Source organism: Demequina aestuarii (assembly GCF_000975095.1).
Taxonomy (GTDB): Bacteria; Actinomycetota; Actinomycetes; order Actinomycetales; family Demequinaceae; genus Demequina; species Demequina aestuarii.
Genome location: NZ_BBRD01000001.1, coordinates 2,297,214 through 2,314,477, shown reverse-complemented (window position 1 = coordinate 2,314,477; position 17,264 = coordinate 2,297,214). Strand labels below are relative to the sequence as shown.

Annotated in this window: 14 protein-coding genes and 1 tRNA gene; 7 read left to right on the top strand and 8 right to left on the bottom strand. The window is 71.2% G+C overall.

Annotated features, from left to right (window positions below; translation table 11 throughout):
* Positions 1-38 precede the first annotated feature (38 nt).
* Complete coding sequence (locus tag AOP72_RS10845; protein ID WP_152650361.1) at positions 39-4,286, top strand: PDDEXK-like endonuclease domain-containing protein; 4,248 nt, start codon at positions 39-41, stop codon at positions 4,284-4,286.
* 49 nt (positions 4,287-4,335) lie between these two features.
* Here the strand turns inward: AOP72_RS10845 and AOP72_RS10840 are convergent, their stop codons facing one another.
* The gene (locus AOP72_RS10840) at positions 4,336-4,542 is read right to left on the bottom strand and encodes an FmdB family zinc ribbon protein (protein WP_062136194.1); all 207 of its coding nucleotides are present in this window, start codon (positions 4,540-4,542) and stop codon (positions 4,336-4,338) included.
* A 9-nt stretch (positions 4,543-4,551) separates the two neighbouring features.
* The gene (locus AOP72_RS10835) at positions 4,552-5,178 is read right to left on the bottom strand and encodes a 5-formyltetrahydrofolate cyclo-ligase (protein ID WP_084631923.1); all 627 of its coding nucleotides are present in this window, start codon (positions 5,176-5,178) and stop codon (positions 4,552-4,554) included.
* Positions 5,179-5,288: 110 nt separating this feature from the next.
* Here AOP72_RS10835 and AOP72_RS10830 point away from each other — a divergent pair, with 110 nt between their 5' ends.
* The 3 genes from AOP72_RS10830 to AOP72_RS10820 are packed head-to-tail and all read left to right on the top strand — an operon-like array spanning position 5,289 to position 8,154.
* On the top strand, positions 5,289-6,515 hold the full coding sequence (locus AOP72_RS10830) for a molybdopterin molybdotransferase MoeA (RefSeq protein ID WP_193746410.1): 1,227 nt from the start codon (positions 5,289-5,291) through the stop codon (positions 6,513-6,515).
* A gap of 3 nt (positions 6,516-6,518) precedes the next feature.
* Positions 6,519-7,094, top strand: a complete 576-nt coding sequence (locus AOP72_RS10825; RefSeq protein ID WP_152650360.1) for a GNAT family N-acetyltransferase — start codon at positions 6,519-6,521, stop codon at positions 7,092-7,094.
* Between the two features lie 52 nt (positions 7,095-7,146).
* Positions 7,147-8,154, top strand: a complete 1,008-nt coding sequence (locus AOP72_RS10820) for a hypothetical protein (protein ID WP_062136185.1) — start codon at positions 7,147-7,149, stop codon at positions 8,152-8,154.
* A 60-nt stretch (positions 8,155-8,214) separates the two neighbouring features.
* Here the strand turns inward: AOP72_RS10820 and AOP72_RS10815 are convergent, their stop codons facing one another.
* The 3 genes from AOP72_RS10815 to AOP72_RS10805 form a co-directional block, all read right to left on the bottom strand.
* Complete coding sequence (locus tag AOP72_RS10815) at positions 8,215-9,495, bottom strand: glycosyltransferase (RefSeq protein WP_062136182.1); 1,281 nt, start codon at positions 9,493-9,495, stop codon at positions 8,215-8,217.
* Complete coding sequence (locus AOP72_RS10810; RefSeq protein ID WP_062136179.1) at positions 9,492-11,741, bottom strand: glycoside hydrolase domain-containing protein; 2,250 nt, start codon at positions 11,739-11,741, stop codon at positions 9,492-9,494. Before AOP72_RS10810 ends, AOP72_RS10815 begins: the two co-directional genes overlap by 4 nt.
* Before the next feature lie 121 nt (positions 11,742-11,862).
* Positions 11,863-12,501 (bottom strand): HdeD family acid-resistance protein, encoded by a 639-nt coding sequence (locus tag AOP72_RS10805; RefSeq protein ID WP_062136177.1) that lies wholly within the window; start codon positions 12,499-12,501, stop codon positions 11,863-11,865.
* A gap of 173 nt (positions 12,502-12,674) precedes the next feature.
* On the opposite strand from AOP72_RS10805, the gene AOP72_RS10800 reads away from it, so the two are divergent.
* The 3 genes from AOP72_RS10800 to AOP72_RS10790 all read left to right on the top strand — a co-directional run bounded on the left by AOP72_RS10800 (position 12,675) and on the right by AOP72_RS10790 (position 14,537).
* Positions 12,675-12,750, top strand: a tRNA-Ala gene (locus AOP72_RS10800).
* Between the two features lie 132 nt (positions 12,751-12,882).
* A complete protein-coding gene (locus AOP72_RS10795) occupies positions 12,883-13,467 on the top strand; it encodes a TetR/AcrR family transcriptional regulator (RefSeq protein WP_062136175.1) in 585 nt (194 codons plus the stop codon).
* An 89-nt stretch (positions 13,468-13,556) separates the two neighbouring features.
* Positions 13,557-14,537, top strand: coding sequence for a zinc-binding dehydrogenase (locus tag AOP72_RS10790; protein WP_152650359.1), 981 nt, complete (start codon positions 13,557-13,559; stop codon positions 14,535-14,537).
* A 72-nt stretch (positions 14,538-14,609) separates the two neighbouring features.
* Here the strand turns inward: AOP72_RS10790 and AOP72_RS10785 are convergent, their stop codons facing one another.
* The 3 genes from AOP72_RS10785 to AOP72_RS10775 all read right to left on the bottom strand — a co-directional run bounded on the left by AOP72_RS10785 (position 14,610) and on the right by AOP72_RS10775 (position 17,262).
* The gene (locus AOP72_RS10785; RefSeq protein WP_062136168.1) at positions 14,610-14,966 is read right to left on the bottom strand and encodes a GntR family transcriptional regulator; all 357 of its coding nucleotides are present in this window, start codon (positions 14,964-14,966) and stop codon (positions 14,610-14,612) included.
* Between the two features lie 9 nt (positions 14,967-14,975).
* Positions 14,976-15,950: a hypothetical protein gene (locus tag AOP72_RS10780; RefSeq protein ID WP_062136165.1), complete on the bottom strand. Its 975-nt coding sequence runs from the start codon at positions 15,948-15,950 to the stop codon at positions 14,976-14,978.
* An 88-nt stretch (positions 15,951-16,038) separates the two neighbouring features.
* Positions 16,039-17,262 carry an MFS transporter gene (locus AOP72_RS10775; protein ID WP_084631724.1) on the bottom strand — a complete coding sequence of 408 codons (1,224 nt, stop codon included), beginning with the start codon at positions 17,260-17,262 and terminating at the stop codon, positions 16,039-16,041.
* Positions 17,263-17,264 lie beyond the last annotated feature (2 nt).

The following is a 17,264-nucleotide window of genomic DNA, read 5'->3' as shown; positions in this document are numbered from 1 at the left end:
GGCAAGGCATCCCTCACCCCGACGTATACCGTGGGGGAGTGGTGGATTACATCGGGCGCGCGCTCGTGGCCGACGCCCTCCGCGAGTGGCGCGATCAGCTCCAGGATAGGGCGACTGTGTCGCCCCTGCGGGATCTCGCGTCGACCCAGGCGAGCCTCGTGGACCTGCGTGCGGGACACCCCTCTGGCCTCGCGCAGCTCTTCGCGAACCGCCCCACCGCCATCTCGGCACTGCTGCGCGACCCTCAGGTGCGCGAGGGCGGCCTGCATCGCGGCCGGCTCATCCTCGACGAGGCAGAACGTGTGCGCGCCGCGACCGGCGCGTGGACGGCGGCGCTCGTCGTGGGCACCGTTGCCTGGTCCGACCAGGGCGAGCGGGTGGAGATGCCGCTGCTGATGCGGCCTGTCGGTCTCGAGCGCCACCGCACCGACGACGTGCAGATCACGCTCCGCGACGACGTCCACGTCAACCCCGTCTTCACCACCCTCGTGCGCGAACGCGCCGCCGCCGCTGGCATGGACGGCGCGCTTCCCGCAGTCGCCGGCGGACGGGAGTTCGACCCGCGCCCGCTGTGGGACCACGTCCGGGGCCTCACCGCACTCTTCGGCGAGGGTCTCGAGGTGGTCGATCGACTCCTCCTCGGTGCCTTCGACGACCCCGAGCAGCGACTGCTCGACGACCTCGATGACTGCGACCCGGTGATCGCGGGCTCGACCGTGCTGGCAGCGGCGGCCGGCGATCACGATGCGCAGGCTCAGCTGAACGAGCCACTGCCGGCCTTCCCCCGCGGCGACCGCGATCCGTTCGCAGAGCGGGGAATCGGCGAGCTGGACGACGTCCAGTTCGGCGCGCTCGACCTGATCGCCACCGGAAGGGACGTGTTCCTCCAGGCACCGCCCGGCTCCGACGCCGTCGGCACCGCCGCCGCGATCGCGGCGGATGGCGCCGCGTCTGGCAAGACGGTCGCGGTCGTGGGCGGCCAGGAGCGTGCGCTCCGTGCGATCACGGACCGCATGCGCGTGCTCGGCGCCAAGGACCTGGTGATCGATGGCACGGTGGGGGCGTGGAACGCCGATGCGCGGGCACGCCTGCTCGAGTCCATCACCATGGGCACCCCCCAGTTCGACGACGCGAGCCTGCGTACGGCGGGAGAGACTCTGCTCCGGGCGCGAGTGGACCTCCACCGCCGCTTCGATGCGCTGCACCGTTCTCACCGGCCGTGGGGCGTGAGCGTCTTCGAGGCGGTCCAGGCGATCGTGCGTCTCACCACCTCCGAGGTCGTGCCCGGCACGTCACTGCGCCTGAGCGCTGACGCCGGCGCGGTGGTCGCGGAGCACGGTTTCGCCTCCGTCGCCGCCGCGATCGTCGCCGCGCTCCGCCCCACGGCGGCGGAGCAGGCGGCCGCACCGGTCGAGGAGGTGGCGCGGTCGGTCGAGGCCGACTCCTGGTGGGCCGAGCACGCGGACCCCGAGGCGGGCGCTGGCCTCGACGAGGCGCTGGCGACCCTGCTGGGGCGCATGGTGCCGAAGATGCGTGCAGAGGCGGCGATCGCCGCCCACGAGACGGGCGTGGACGAGGCTGACTCGATGGCGACCTGGTTCGATCAGGTGCGCATGTTCGAGTCGCTGCGGGAGGTCCTGGAGACCTTCTCGCCCGCCGTCTTCCATCGCTCGCTGCACGACCTGGTCGCCGCCACCGCGCCGCATGGCTCCGCTCGCTATGTGGAGATCCCTCGCCGGGACCGGCGCGCGTTGATGCGCCGCGCGGTCGAGCTGTTGCGTCCGGGCCGCGGCAAGGAGACGTTGCACGCTGATCTGGTGCGTGCTCACGAGCTGGCACTGCGCTGGCGTGCGCACTGCTCCGCGGGCGGCTGGCCGACCGTGCCCGACGACTACGACGTATTCGCCGACCGCGTGGCCGAGGCATCGGCGATGTGGGAGACGCTGGCGCCGACGATCCACCTCGTCGTCGAGGACGACAACCTCGCCACCGTCCCGTGGGACGAGATGGTGGGCGAGCTCGACCGACTCGCGCAGGGTCTTCCCGGAACGATCGACACGGCCGCAGGCGACCCCCTCGAGATCGATCCCGTCGCGGCAGGCTTCGGGCCGCTGATCGAGGACCTGCGTGACCGCGACGCGACGGACGCTCAGGTGCGGCGCGACCTCGAGTTCGCCTGGTGGGCGGCGGCGTTCGACGCGATCGTGCGGACCGATCCCACCCTGACCGACTACGGCGCCCTCGGAGAGGCCGTCGAGCACTTCCGGACCTCGGACAAGGCCTTCTCGGATGCGCGCATCGGACCGCTCATGCGTGCAGCCGCGGAGCGCAGGCGCTCCGCGATCGCACGCCACCCCGAGCTCGCTCGGGATCTGTTCGCTGCTCTCGTGGAGGGTGCGGACGCGTCGATCAAGGAGGTATGGCGGGACTTCGGCCCGCTGTCGACCGCGCTCCGACCGGTGGTCATCGCCAAGGCGGAGCAGGTGTCGCGACTCGCGCCCCCCACGCGCGCATTCGACGTGGCGCTGGTGGTCGCCTCCGAGTCGCTCGCGCTCGCGGAGCTGGTGCCCACGCTCGCGCGTGCCAAGCAGGTGGTGGTGGTGGGCGACGCGCATGCGGCCACGCGTTCCGCCGTTGCGGCGCTCGCTGCGCTCCTGCCCCAGGTCACTCTGCACGCGTCGCCCCAGGCCAGGGACGTGCGGGTCACCGCAGTGCTGGCTCGCGCCGCCTACGGGCGCAGCATCGAGGCGCTTCCGGCGCCCGGGGACGAGACGCGGTTCTCGGTGCGCACCGTGGACGGCGTGGGATCTCCCGTCGCGGGGGCCGATGCGGTCGAGTCCACCCGCGCAGAGGTTGCGGCCGTCGTCGAGCACGTGGCACACGCCTTCGACTCGCTGCCCCGGCGCGACATGATGGTCGTGGCAGGGAACTCCCTGCACGCCGCCCGGATCGCTGAGGCGCTCCGCGAGCGCAGCACCCGGCTCGCGGCCGCGGTCCCCGTCGAGGTCATGGGAGACGCGGCGGGCCATTCCGTCGACGAGGTGGTGATCGCCCTGGGGTTCGCGCGGGACTCGCGCGGGACCGTGCCCGAGCGATGGGGCGCGCTGTCGGAGCCGTGGGGGCGCCAGGCGCTGGTGCAGGCGCTGGTCGCCTCCCGCGTTCACGTCACGGTGTTCTCGGCGATCGCTCCCGACAAGCTTCCCGTGGGCGGGGATGACGGCGATGGAGTCGAGGACCTGCGCGATCTGCTGCAGGCGGGCGCCGAGCGCGCGATCGCTCCTGAGCGGCCCGAGCCGGCGCCGAGCGACTGGCTGCTGGCCGACGTCGCGGGGCGCCTGCGGTTCGACGGCTTCGGCGTGCATGTGCGCTACGGCAACGGGCCCGATGCGGTGCCGATGGCCGTCGGCGGACGCCGAGACCGCGGCTATCGCGTCGCGGTGGTGACGGACGAAGCCGCGCCCGCCGGCTCCGCGTCCCTGCGTGACCGCGTGCGGTGGCAGCGCGCGTCGCTCGAGGGGCTCGGCTGGACCGTGGTGCCGCTGTGGACGCTGGACGTGTTCATGGACCCCGATGCCGCTGCCGCACAGGTGCGATCCGCTCTCGAGACGGCGCGCCCCGAGCACGTTCAAGAGGCGCTCGAGATCGACATCTCCGTCCCGGCGGGGGATCTCGATGAGTCAGAGGACGTCTTCGACCAGAGCACCGCTGGCACTCTCACAGACCCGGGCGAGCCCGATGCGACCACGTCGGCGCTGCGCGTGGCGCCGGACCTGGAGTCCGGCGGGACGCAGGGCGCCGAGCATGAGCCGCCGTCTCCCGAGACGCCCATCGAGCCCACAGTTCCCGCCGAAGTCGTGGGGCTCTTCGACCTCGAGGATGACGGTGGCGACGACGGCCCCGACCACGAGGGGGACCCCGTCGGCCCCGACGACGAGGAGACCGAGCCCGTGGCCGCGCACGAGTCGGAGGAGGGCCCGGAGGAGTCTGCCGACGAGGAGGACGAGACCGCGGATGCTCCCGAGGCCGCACCTGGCGATGGTCAGGACCAGCCGGATGAGGCCGTCGAGAAGCCCGCGGTGCCCTCGCTGGGCTTCGGCGTTCCCAAGCTGGCGACGGCCACTCCAGCGGTGCCGACCCGGCCGCGCACCGCGAAGGACCGCTCTCGAGGCACTGATCGGCCGCTGATTCCCACGCGCGCGTCAGAGGACCGCGACGAAGGGTGGGGTGGCTCCTACAGCGATTCGCGCGAAGAGGAGATCAAGCGGGAGCGTCCGCCCCACTGGTGATCGACCGCGGGTGCACGGAGAGCGGCGATGGCACGCCGGGCGCGGGTCGTCAGGAGCCCGACGACTCCTTGGAGGCTGCAGCGCGCGAGTCGGTGCGGTAGAAGCCCGAGCCCTTGAACGTCACGCCGACGGTACCGAACACGCGTCGAAGGGGCCCGGTGCATTCGGGGCACGCCTCGAGGGAGTCATCGTGGATCGACTGGACCGCGTCGAAGCGGTGGCCGCAGGCGCGGCACGCGTAGACGTAAGTGGGCATGAGCGCATTCTACGCGGGAAGCGGGGTGGTCCCCTCCGGCGTGATCACGGCGTGCACGGGAACGTCGTGATCCTCCCGCGGAAGGCGCAGTTCGCCGGGCCCCCGGAACTCCGCGGCGAAGGTCATCGCGATGATCGGGACGCCATCGCGGACCTCCTCGAGAGCCCGGTCGTACCAGCCCCCGCCCTGCCCCAGGCGAGTCCCGTCAGCGTCGACGGCGAGCGCGGGCACCACGATCGCATCGGCCTCTTGAATCGCGGCGGCCGGCAGGAAGGTGCCCGACGGCTCCGGAGGCCGCCCGGGAGCGCGCTCGACCAGGTCCTCGGCACCTTGGTACAGCGACCATCCCCGCTGCAGACCATCGCCGAGCGTAGGGATCAGCACCCGCACTCCGCGATCGTGCAACGCGAAGATGAGGGGAAGCGACCCGGGCTCGTGAGGGCGGGACGCGTACACGGATACGCACGTCGCCTCAGCGATCGCCGGCACCTGCAGCGCGTGATCCCGCAACGTCTCGGCCAACTCCGCCCGCCGCCGCTCGGACCGATGAAGCCGCGCCTTGCGGATGGAGGTGCGCAACTGCGCCTTCACATCCTCTGGGGCGGGCGCTCGAGTGGAATGGGACTGCGGCGTCATGCTCCCCATTGTGGCAAACAAACGGGAATGTGCCGTGACGACTCCCTCACAGTCCCGCATCCCGCGCGCGGCGTTTGCGGGTCCCGGTCGACGCACGACACAATGCGGGAGTGACAGTTCGGAGCCTTGCCGGCCATCGCATCGCGGTAGCCGAGGCACTCCCGCCCGGCCCGGTGCTCGACGTCCTTTTGGGCGACACGGCCGGCGCCACCATCGCAGAGGATCTCGTGGCCTCCGCGTCGATGCCTGCGGTGCCTATCGCGGCCCGCGACGGATACGCCGTGCTGAGCGCGGAAGCCGTCGACGCCCACCCCGACGCCCCGGTATTCCTCCCTGTCTCTCATGACGTGAGCTTCGACTCCCGCGCCCCTCGGCGCCACGTGCCTCGTGCCGCCGCGCGCATCCCCTCCGGTGCCCCGGTGCCGCTCGGGGCCGATGCAGTGGTGGCGCTTGCGGACACCGACCAGGGTGTGGCGCGCGTGGGCATCCGACGGGCGGTGCAGCCCGGCGAAGGCGTGAGGCAAGCCGGCTTCGACGCCGTCGCGGGAGACATGATCGTGCGCGCCGGCACCCGGATCGGTCCTCGCCAGATCGCCGTCGCCGCCGCCCTGGGCCGCTCCCGGCTCCACGTGCGGCCGGTGCCGCGGGTGGTGATCATGGCTGTCGGAGACGAGCTGATCGAGCCCGGAGCCGTGCGGCCCGGCGGTGGCGTCCCGGAGTCCACGACGCACATGCTGGCGGCCCTGGTGCTCGAGGCCGGCGCCAAGCCATACCGCGTGGGCGCGGTGCCCGACGACCCGCTGCGCCTGCGCGCGACGCTCGAGGACCAGCTGGTGCGGGCCGACGTGGTCATCACGACGGGCGGCCTGTCCGACGGCGTGCACGACACCGTCGCCGACGTCTTGGCGCGCATGGGTGGTTTCGAAGCGGTCGATCTGCAACTGCGTCCGGTGGGTCGGCACGGTCTGGGATCGATCGCCGCGGGTGACCGCGACATCCCCGTGATCGCGCTGCCAGGATCCCCCGCCGGCGCGGCGCTCGCGTTCGAGGCGTACGTCCGCCAGGCGCTGCGGGTGCTGTGCGGTCATCCTGACGTCGAGCGGCCGGTGTTCCGGGCGCGGGTCCGCAAGCGGTGGATCGTTCCGCCGGGTGTGGTGACCGCGATGCCAGTCGTGGTCGACAGCGACGACGGCGATGTGGTGGCCGTCACCCCGGTCGGCGCCGATGCCCTGGCTCTCACCGACCTCGCCAGGGCAGATGCGCTGGTCTGGTCCGGCCCTGAGGCGGGCGTGGTGCACCCCGGCGACATCGTCGAGTGCACCTCCTGGGGCGGCTAGCCCGTGCGACCTCCGGTGATCGCGTCGGGAGCGCTCACGCTACGGACGTTGGGGCGGCACGAGGAGTACGCGTGGCGCCAGCTGCGACAGGCGAACCGCGCGTGGCTCGAACCATGGGAGGCGACGGCACCTCCCGGCCGCACCGAGGCGCCCGTGACGTTCCGCAGTCTCGTGAGGCGCGAGCGGCGGCAATGGCGCGACGAGTCGGCGTATCCGTTCGTGATCCTGCACCACGACGAGCTCGTGGGTCGGGTCTCCGTCGCCGGCGTGCGGTGGGGCGCCGAGCGGGGCGCGTCGATCGGCTACTGGATCTCGCAGTCGCACGCAGGCAAGGGCATCATGCCGCGAGCCGTCGCGTTGGCCACCGAGTTCTCGTTCTCCCGCGGACTGCATCGGATCGAGATCGCCGTGCGTCCGGAGAACGGTGCGAGCCTACGGGTCGTCGAGAAGCTGAACTTCCGCGAGGAGGGCCTGCGCTACTCCTATCTCCACATCGATCGTGCGTGGCGAGACCATCGCGTCTATGCCTTGACTCAAGAAGAGCCCCGCATCGGCCGATATTGGTCGGAGGGTCCCTGACACGCCGCGCGCCATGCGGGGCTTCGGACCCGGACGGCCGTACCGTCGTGCCATGGTTGCAGGACTCCTGGCGATAGTCGCCCTCGGCATCGTGGTCGCGTACGTCCTGCCTCAGCGCATCAAGGAGCGCGGCGAGTACGCCCTCGTGCGTGTCGATGACCGCTACTCCTCGGACATGCGAGTCGTGAAGTCGACCGCCGAGCGCATTCAGAAGGCCGCCTCGCGGCCGTCCAGCGACTCGGGCGGGGTGCCGCTGCTTCGCACCGGAGGCGAGCGGGCTGTCCGCCTCAGCGACCGTGCCGAGTCGATGTCGCGCCCTGCCACTCCTCTTGACCGTGCCGCCGTGCATGCGCAGCGCGAGCGCAACGCGCTGCGCCGCGACCGAGCAGTCGTGCTGGCCGAGCGTGCCGCTCAGGCTCGTCGACGCGCCACTGTCGCCTCTGCCGCCATGCTCGTCGCCACGGCGACCTGGATCGCGGTCGCCTTCACCGCGCTGACTCCCGTGGTGGGGGCGGTGGCCACCGCCGCCTTCGCCGGCATCGTCGTCACCGGCTCCCGTGCCGCCGCGGCGCAGCGCCGCGCCGACGAATCGATTCGCGCCGTGGCACGTGAGGTCGAGGCCGCGGCCACGGCCACGCAGGCACTGCGCACGGTCACGCGAGAGCGGGCCGCTGGCCACGAGGTGCAGCCGTCCGATGTCGCGACGCAGGCGATCCGCGTGCTGACCACCGAGGACCTCGCACCCCTGGCCGCACCAGCCCCCGTGCCATCCCCGGAGCTTCCTGTGGAACAGACCACGGCGGAGCCCACTCCCTGGAGCCCGCAGGACATGCCGGCGCCCGCGTACACCCTCAAGGCGTCCGTGAGGCCCCGACAGGCTCGCCCCATCTCTGATGAGGACTACGACGTCGCCAAGGCACGTGCCGCCCGGTGGGGAGACCTGCGGGCGGATGACGCCCCCGATCGGTCAACGAACGGTCAGCACGTCTCCGAAGAGCCTGCATCGACCACCGCGGCGCTTGACCAGATCCTGGCCCGCCGTCGGCGCGCGAGCGCCTGAGCCTCCTCGAGCTGGCGCGACTGATGCGGTGCCACCGCCTCAGTGGTCACGGTCGCACGGTCACCTGACGGCGGCAGCCACCTTCTCGAAGAGCCGGTCGAACACGACCGCCCTGTCGAACTGCAGCGCGTAGGCCCGCGCCCGATCCCGGTGCGCAGCTCGCGCGGCGTCGTCCATGCCCAACACGGCGGTGTCGATGGCGCCCGCGATCGCGGCCGGGTCGTCCACGGGCACGGTGAGGGCAGTGTCCCCCACCGCCTCGGGGATGCCGCCCGTGTCGGTGGTGATGACGGGGCCGCCGCCAGCGAGCATCTGCTCGACGAGCGCGATGCCGAACGTCTCGGTGAACTCGGGGCGCGGCTTGGACGGCAGCGCGTACACGGCGCACCCCGCCATGAGGTGAGGCTTCTCCTCGTCCCCCACGTCGTCCAGGAAGACGATGCGCTCGGCGGCGGGCGACGACGCGGCGTGGCGGCGCAACGCGTCGGCGTCGGGGCCGCGCCCGGCGATGACGAGGGTCAGCGAGTGGCCCGCCATGGCGGCCGCGAAGCCGTCGATCAGGTCGTCGACGCCCTTCGCCGCTCCGAGACGCGACAGGTACAGCACGTAGCCGTCCTGTTCGAGGCCTCGCGCTGCCAGGACGCTGGCGGTGTGAGCGGCATCGAGGCCCAGGTACGAGGCGGTGTCGATCGCGGGGTAGGAGATGTCGATGCGATCGCGGCACTGAGAGGCGAAGGAGGTGCCGTGCCGGACGTCGATCTGGGCCGCGGCCTCCACGATCACGTGCTTGGTGTAGTCGGACACCGCCACGCACACGTCCTGGCTGAGGTAGCTCGACAGCACGTGCGCGGCGGCGCCGAACCGGTCCTCCTCCACGCACGCGCGCACGACGTCGGTCACGTCCGAGCCCACCGCCTCGGCGATGGTGGTGACTCGCACCGGCAGTCCAGTGGAGCGCGCCGTCCGCACCGCATCGGCCACCGCGGTGGTGTGCGGCGACAGGTAGAGCGACATGCACACCGTGGGCACCCCATCGGTGAACAGCTCGACCAGCCGGCCGGTGAGCCCGGCGAGGTAGCGGCCGTCGGGGATCTTGTACCCGCCCACCGGCTCGGGCCGCTCCACGACGATCCCGGGACTGTAGGGCAGCACCGTGTCGAGAGGCTTGAGCGGCAGGCCCGTCTCTTCCAGCCGTGCGAGCGGCCACGTCAGGATGCGCACGTCGTCGTAGCCCCGTGTCAGGGCGATCTCCGCGAGGTTGCGCGCCTCTCCCGAATGCCCGCAGATGACCGGATCCGCACGCACCACGATCACGAGCCTGCGGGACGGGGTGGCATTCATGGGGCCTCCTGCGGGGCGGGGGACTCGGGGGTCGCGGTCGGTGGTCGGAATGACGGCGGGCGATCAGCCCGGCCCCAGTCGCTCGGCTCGGTCCCCAGAGAGATGTGGAGACGACCGCCCTCGTGAAGCGCTGAGCCGCTCATCCACGACGTGGTCACCGGCGCGCCGTTGAAGCTCACTGCCTGGACGTAGCGCACGGGGCCCTCTGGCGTCGGCTCGTCGAATCCGGAGGTGTCGATGGTGAGCGTGCCCCGCGCCATGGGCATGGACGCGTAGCGGAAGGACGGTGGGTGGATGAGGAAGATGTTCTGCCCCGCGACGGGAAAGAGGCCCAGCGACGCCCACACGTACCAGCTCGACAGGCCCCCGGAGTCGTCGTTGCCCGGAAGCCCACCGCGGCCAGTGCCGAACTGCTGGTTGATGACGGCGTGCACCACCTCGGCGGTGCGGTCGGGCCGGCCCGCGTAGTAGTACGCCCACGGCGCGTCCATGTCGGGCTCGTTGTTGAGACCTTCGAACCGACCCAGGGCGTAACCGGCGCTCATCTCCTCAGGCCCAGGAGCGAGTCCCGGCTGGACCACCGCATCGGCCCCGTATCCGAAGAACTCGTCGAGCATCGAGACGAACCCCTCGTCGCCGCCCGCGAGAGCGATGCGCGCCTCCATGTCGTGCAGGAGCCGGAACGAGTAGTTGTGGCGCGTGCCCTCGTAGAAGGTCGAGTCCTTGAGAAGTCCGGTGCTCGTGTCGAAGGCGTTCACCCATCGCGTCGCGAGCTGGGTGTACTCGGCGGCGAGATCGTGGTCCTCCACGAGCGTCGCGACATGGCGCGTGCACCAGTACCCGAACGCCAGGTCGAGGGTGTGGCTGATCGGGTGCGCGAGCCCTTGCTGCAGGAAGTCCTCGCCGTAGATGCGCCGCAGGTCCGTCTGCATGTGCACGAGCGCCCAGTCCCAGTCCATGCCGGGCAGGCCCAGTTGGCAGATGTCGGCGAGGAGGGTGTGGGCGAGGGCGCTGCCCTGTCTCCCGAACCGGTCGGAGCCGCGCGCCATTCTGTAGCCGATGGGCAGGTTGCCCTCCTGCTCGCACACCGTGAGCAGCGCGTTCGCGAGCTCCACCGAGCGCTCGGGGGCGAGCGCCGTGAGCAGCGGCAGCTGCGTGCGATAGATGTCCCACATGGTGGACACGTCGAACACCCAGGGGCCCTTGGACGGCCAGAACGGGCTCTCGTCGGGGGCGAAGCATGGCTTGATGAGCGAGTGGTACAGCGCCGTCGCGAAGACCGTGCGCCGGTCCTCGTTGGAGGTCTCGATGCGGATGGCGTCGAGCCGCTCCCTCCACGACTCCTGGGTGCGCTCGCGGCGGGCATCGAAGGCGGGGGAGCGGTCGTCGCAGTCGCGGCGCAGGTTCTCGCGCGCCTGATCGACCCCGCGCAGCGAGAAGCCGATGCGCACCTCGACCGTCTGTCCCGCGACGGCGGGCCCGGCCCACATGAGGCCGAACGGCCGCAGCGTGGTGGGCCGGATGTGGTCGAGGTCGAGGCGGGTGCCGCCGGGCATGAGCCGCCGGTCGTACCAGAGCATCTGGCGCCACGCATCGGCGTCGCACTCGATGTGGAGTGCGAGAGGCGCGCCCTCCACGACGATCTCGCCCTGCGCCACCCCTGGCTGCACCGATTCGAGGCGTGCGCGCAGCGGCACCGTCGCGCCGTAGGGGATGGCGAGGCCGCCCATGGACATGTCGACGACCACGCGCGCATCCCGATGCTCGGGGAAGGTGTAGCGGTGGACCGCGCTCTTGGGGCCCACGGTGATCTCGGCGCGCACGCCGTTGTCGAGCATGGCCGCGTAGTACCCAGGGGTGGCCTGCTCATCAGTGATTCCCCAGTCACGCCCGAGCGCGTCCAACGGCTCCAGCATGGGGGTGACCCGGAAGTAGTTGTAGTACTTGCGGATCGCGCCGGTCCCGGACTGCTGAAAGTGGGTGAAGCCCGACGCGCGCGGTCCGTCGGTGCCATCGTGGCGCGTGAGGCGGGCGGGCACGCCCTCCGTGGAGAGGTCGAAGTCGCCGTAGCCGGTGGGGTATCCGCCCGAGTACGCGCACGCGGACACCATGCCGAGCGGGAAGGTTGCTCCGGGGTGTGTGTTGCCCACCTGCGGCTTGGGCCACCACCACGTCGCTGCGAGCCCCGACTGGGCCGGCAGCTGGGTCTTGTCCACGCCGATGAAGGGGTCCACGTGGTCGATCACGGGCACCTCCTCGTACGGCCTCGAGCGCCGATGCGGGGGATCCGGCGCCTCTATGCCGACGGTAGGCCGCCGTCATTCCGAATGCATTGCGGAAATGTGACGATTGCTTTAAGGCGTGTCGTCAGGCCTGGTGAACGGCGCCACCCTCCGGGAGGTCCTTGCCCAGCGCGAATGCTTGGACGAGTCCGGCAAGGCCCAGCGCCACCAGGGTCGCGCCCACCACGATCACGAGCGCCACCGCGCTCCACGTCGGCACCACGAGCACCACGATGCCCGCGAGGATGCTCAGCGCGCCGCGCAGGTATCCCCACGCCGAGCCGCGCGTGCGGCCCGTCTCGGCCAGCGTGGCGATGCCGTCGATGATCCAGCCGATGCCGATCATCACCACCACCACGATCGTGAGCACCGCTGTGGCCACGGTGAGGTTCTTGAGCGAGACGATGCCGCCCAGCAGCAGCACGAGGCCGAGGATGATGTTGAGCACACGGAACCCGGTGGGCAGCCCGCGGGCGAAGACCCCCACGGCGGTGCGCATGACTCCGGTCATCACGAAGAACACGCCGGCGAGCGCCCCCACGACCACGAGCGACTTGCCCGGCCAGACGAGCAGCGCGATGCCGATCGCGAGCGAGACGCCCGCGATCGCGCCGATCATGGTGCGGGCCAGCGAGAGCGCGGCGCGGCCCACCTGGTCGGCGTCGATGGCGAGGCCGTCGGGGACGCTTCCTGAGAGCGGGGAGGTCGGGCTGTGCTGGGTCATGGTGTCCTCGCGCTTCCTCGTGAGTCGCTGCGGTCAGCGTGATTCGAGACTAGTGCGCGCGGTTCCGCTCCGCGCGGCGAGCGGGCACCCGCCATGCGGCCGATGCGGGAGTGCAGCGGGGGCGACTCGGTTTGCGGGCCATGGTGCGACAGGTGGTAATCTGTCTGAGCCTTGGGGCTGTGGCGCAGTTGGTAGCGCGTCTCGTTCGCAATGAGAAGGTCAGGGGTTCGATTCCCCTCAGCTCCACCAAGCGCAGCCCCCGGTCCCCCTCTCGGTGCCGGGGGTTTTGCATGTCCCCACTCGAATGCCGGTGATGGCCACTGTCATGCGTCGTCAGACCCCTAGTAGACGACCGGTCTATTCTTCGGTAGGGTGGGAGTCATGACCCCCACCCCCAAGGCCACGCTCACCCGCGACGCGATCCTTGCCACCGGCACGGAACTCATGCGGGCGCGAGGCTTCACGGGCGTGGGGCTGCAGGAGATTCTCTCGACCTGTGGCGTGCCGAAGGGTTCCTTCTACCACTACTTCTCCTCCAAGGAGGGTTTCGGGGTCGCTGTCCTGGAGCGCTACCTCGAGACCTACCTGGCCGCCGTGCACGGACTCGTGCAGCGTCAGGCGACCGGGCGCGACGGCGTGCGTTCCCTCGCGCAGGCGTGGGCGGACGGCGTGGGCGAGGCATCGGCCGACCGCTGCCTCGTCGTCACCCTCTCGGCGGAGGTGTCGAGCTTCTCCGAGCCGATGCGCGAGCAGTTGGAGCGCGGAGTGGCGCAGCTCGTCGGCCTGCTCGCCACGACCGTCACGGCCGGCTATGCGGACGGCTCGATCCCCGAACGCCTGCCCGCCCGCGCCCTCGCCGAGGCGTTGTACGAGCTGTGGCTCGGCGCGGCGCTGCTCGACCGGGTGGCACGCACCGGCTCGCCCTTCGAGGCCGCGCTGACTGCCACCGACTCTCTGCTCACCTGACCACCCCCGCCTGATCCCCACACCCTGGGATCGCGACACCTACTGGCCGCACACCCCCCCGCGACCAGGCCATGAAAAGGAGCACCACCGTGCGCGCACTCACCCATTCCACCTTCGGCGACCCGACTGAGGTCCTCGAGATCACCGACCGGCCGATGCCGGAGCCAGGACCTGGCCAGGTCCGGATCCGTACGGTCCTCGCGCCCATCCACAATCACGACCTGCTCACGATCCTCGGCGTCTACGGCTACAAGCCCGAGCTTCCTGCCGCGACCGGCACGGAGGCGGTCGGCGTCATCGACGCACTCGGTGACGGCGTCGAGGGCCTCGAGGTGGGCCAGCGCGTGACGGCTGGCGGAGTCTTCGGCGTGTGGGCCGAGTACTTCGTGGCCGACGCCGCCTCACTCATCCCCGTGCCGGAGATGCTGACCGACGAGACCGCCGCGCAACTGGTGGCGATGCCGTTCAGCGCGATCAGCCTGCTCGACTACCTCGACGTGCAGCCGGGGGAGTGGATCGTGCAGAACACTGCGAACGGCGCGGTGGGCAAGCTACTCGCCCAGTTCGCCGCCGCTCGCGGTGTGAACGTCCTGGGTCTGGTTCGCCGTGACGCGGGCGTCGAGGAACTGGCGAACGTGGGGATCCACCACGTCGTCTCCACCGAGACCGAGGGTTGGCATGAGCGTGCCCTGGCGATCCTGGGCGATGGCGTCGCCCCTCGTGCTGCGGTCGACTCGGTCGGCGGGTCGGCCGCCGGGGATCTGCTCTCGCTGCTGGGTGAGGGCGGCACCCTCGTGGTGTTCGGCGCAATGGGATCCTCCTCGTTGGAGCTCTCCTCGGGCGACATCATCTTCAAGCAGGCCACCGTCAAGGGCTTCTGGGGCAGCCGCGTGACCCAGGACATGGACCCCGCCAAGCGCGCAGAGCTGTTTGCCGAGCTCGTGCAGCGTATTGCGACGGGAGAGGTGACGGTTCCGGTCGAGGCGGTGTACCCGTTCGATGACGCCACGGCCGCGGCGGCCGCGAATGCGGTCCCTGGTCGCTCCGGGAAGATCCTGCTGCGCTTCTAGAGGAACACTCGCGCGCAGCGCGTCCCTGGCTCCCTGGCTCCGCATCCTCACCGGGTGCGGAGCCATGGCGCGTCAGGTGCCGAGAGCGTCGTCGATGAGGGAGCGAGCCTCCGCATCGGGAATCCCCAGGCGGCGCACCGCCTCGACGTACGACCTGGCCGCCTGCTGTGCGGCCCTGGCCGTCACGTCACCGTGGAGTGACACGACGGTGCCGTTGCGGCCGCGCGTCTCGACGACGCCGTCCGCCTCGAGCTCGCGGTACGCGCGCGCCACGGTGTTGACAGCCAGGCCGAGCTCCTGCGCCAGGCGACGCACGGGTGGCAGCTTGGCTCCAGGCGCGAGGGTTCCGGCCTGCACGGCCGCGATCACCTGGACGCGAATCTGCTCGTACGGCGGCGTGCCCGAGTCGGTGCTGACGGTGACGAGCATGGGCCGACACTACTGCGCGTCGTGCGCGAACTGCGGCCAGAGCGTGCGCTGAACGTGGCGCTCGGGCTGGCGCACCGCCCCGAGGGCGATCACGGTGATGTACGCAGCTGCAGCGAGGTAGAAGCCGATGCTCCCCCAGATCTCGGCGACGACCGTCCACTCCCGTGGCGCCGCAGCGCCGAGCCAGACCACCGAGATGACGGCCGACAGCCCGCCCAGAGTCACGACGAGGTAGGTGACGTCCCGCAGCGTGCGGGCGGCGAGCGCATCGCTCCACGCCAACGCGTGCTCATCGCCCGCGATCGCTCGCGCGGCGACGAGCCGACGGGCGATCGCGGGAAGGGCGAGCCAGAGCCCTGCCGAAGCGAGACCGGCGATGAGCAGCAGGCGGACGTCGCCCGCCGTGGCCAGGTCGCGATCGGCCCAGGAGGCTGATGTCGACAGGACGAGCAGGGCGGGAAGGGCAGCGCCGGCGCCGACGCACCCCGCGGCGAGACGACGCTCGACCGGGGCGATCAGATCGGCATAGGTGAGCGGGGTGATCCGGGCCGCCCGGTGCGACGTGCGCATCGAGAGGCGGCCGAGGAGGCCGCCCGCGACCGCGCCGATGGTGGTGCTCGACAAGACGACCGCGATTCCGACGAGGCTGGCGGCGGCTGCGAAGTCGGGGGCTGCGTCCGACCAGGGGCGAAACAGGAGCGGCACGACAGGGAGCGCGATCAGCGAACCGACGAGCGCCCCACGCTTGCGCGCTGCCGCCGCCTCCGCGAGCGGCTCGCTGATCTCCGCAGGAATGGCGAGGTTCGTGCTTCGCGCCAGCGACTCGATGGCGCGCAGCCGGTGACGGGGCCGCCAGGTGCGTGCCAATTGGACGACGTGCATGACGGTCACGGCCGCGAACAGCAGCGCGAGCGCACCGATGACCACGCCGAAGATCACGTCGGAGGGGATCTTGACGGACACGGCGGTGCCAAGGCGGCTCATGACGCAAGATTGTAGCAATACAAAGCGCGTGCCTCGAGTGGAATGGCCACCAGAGCTCGGTGCTGCCGGCTCGAGCCAGCCGCCGCGGCTACGTGACGCGCGCGACGGGCGCGACCGCGTCGCGGGGCACCAGCCGGAGCAGCAGCACCGCGGGCACCATGATCGCGCCCAGGAGCACCAGCATTCCTGCGTAGGCATCGTGCAGGCCCAGGTGTCCTCCCACGGCGAGCAGCCCGCTCGCGAGCAACGGCGCAGCAATGGGGGCGGCAGTGGTCGCCGTGTTCAGGATCCCCAGGCCGAATGCCGACTGGTCGTGGGGCAGCAGACCGTGCGCGATCGCCCGCGTGCACGTGTAGCCGATGCCGATCGCGACGCCGGCGACGAACGTCGTGGCGATGAAGATCTGGACGGTGGGAGCGAGACCGCACACCACGAGTGCGCCTGCGAGCACGAGGTATGCACCGCCCAGCAGTTGCCGATCGTCGCGTCGGCGGCGCTTCAGGATGGTGAGCGAGATCGCCGCGGTCACGACGCCGACGGTCCCCACGAAAGTCGCGAGGGACACCCATTGGACGGCAGGAGTCCGCGCGATGTTCCAGCGCTCCGTGAAGAGGTACAGCGCGAACAGCAGGCTCGCGGACAGCGCGATCGCGTACACGAACCGGATCAGCCAGACTCCGACGAACCCTGCTGAGGCGGCACTGCGCAAGCCATCGCTCCACGACCGTGCGTGAGTCGAGGGAGCGCGGGGCGGGTCGTCGAGACGGAGGCCGGCCACGAGGACGACGATCACGGCGACGGCGGGCATGACCAGCAGCATCATCGTGACGTCCGAGGCGAGCAGGCCCGCCACCGCAAGCCCGGGGAGGACTCCGGCGAAGGCGGCAGCGGAGAACACCCCGGCCGCGCGCGATCGCAGGTCCGGCGCCAGTCCCTCCGAGACCCATCCGTTGAGCGCCCCAAAGCACGCGTTGTAGGCGGCTTGCGTCACCGCCCACGAGACGGCCAGCCACCACGGTCCGGGCGACCACGCCATCGCGATGGTGCCGGCGAGGCCCACGATCGCTCCGCCCACCAACCACGGGCGTCGCCGTCCGAGCGGGCCGCTCGTGATGTCGGCGAGCCACCCGAACAGCGGATTCGCGATCACTGCCGCAGCGGAACCAGCGCTGACGACGATGGCGAGGGTGTGGGGTGCGCGCTCGTCGTCCACCATGTCCCCGAGCATGATCGACAGGCCGACCACGGCCGGTGCCGTGACCGCCGCGATCACGAGGAAGCGCAACGCGGCCAGCACCAGGACTCGTCTCATGG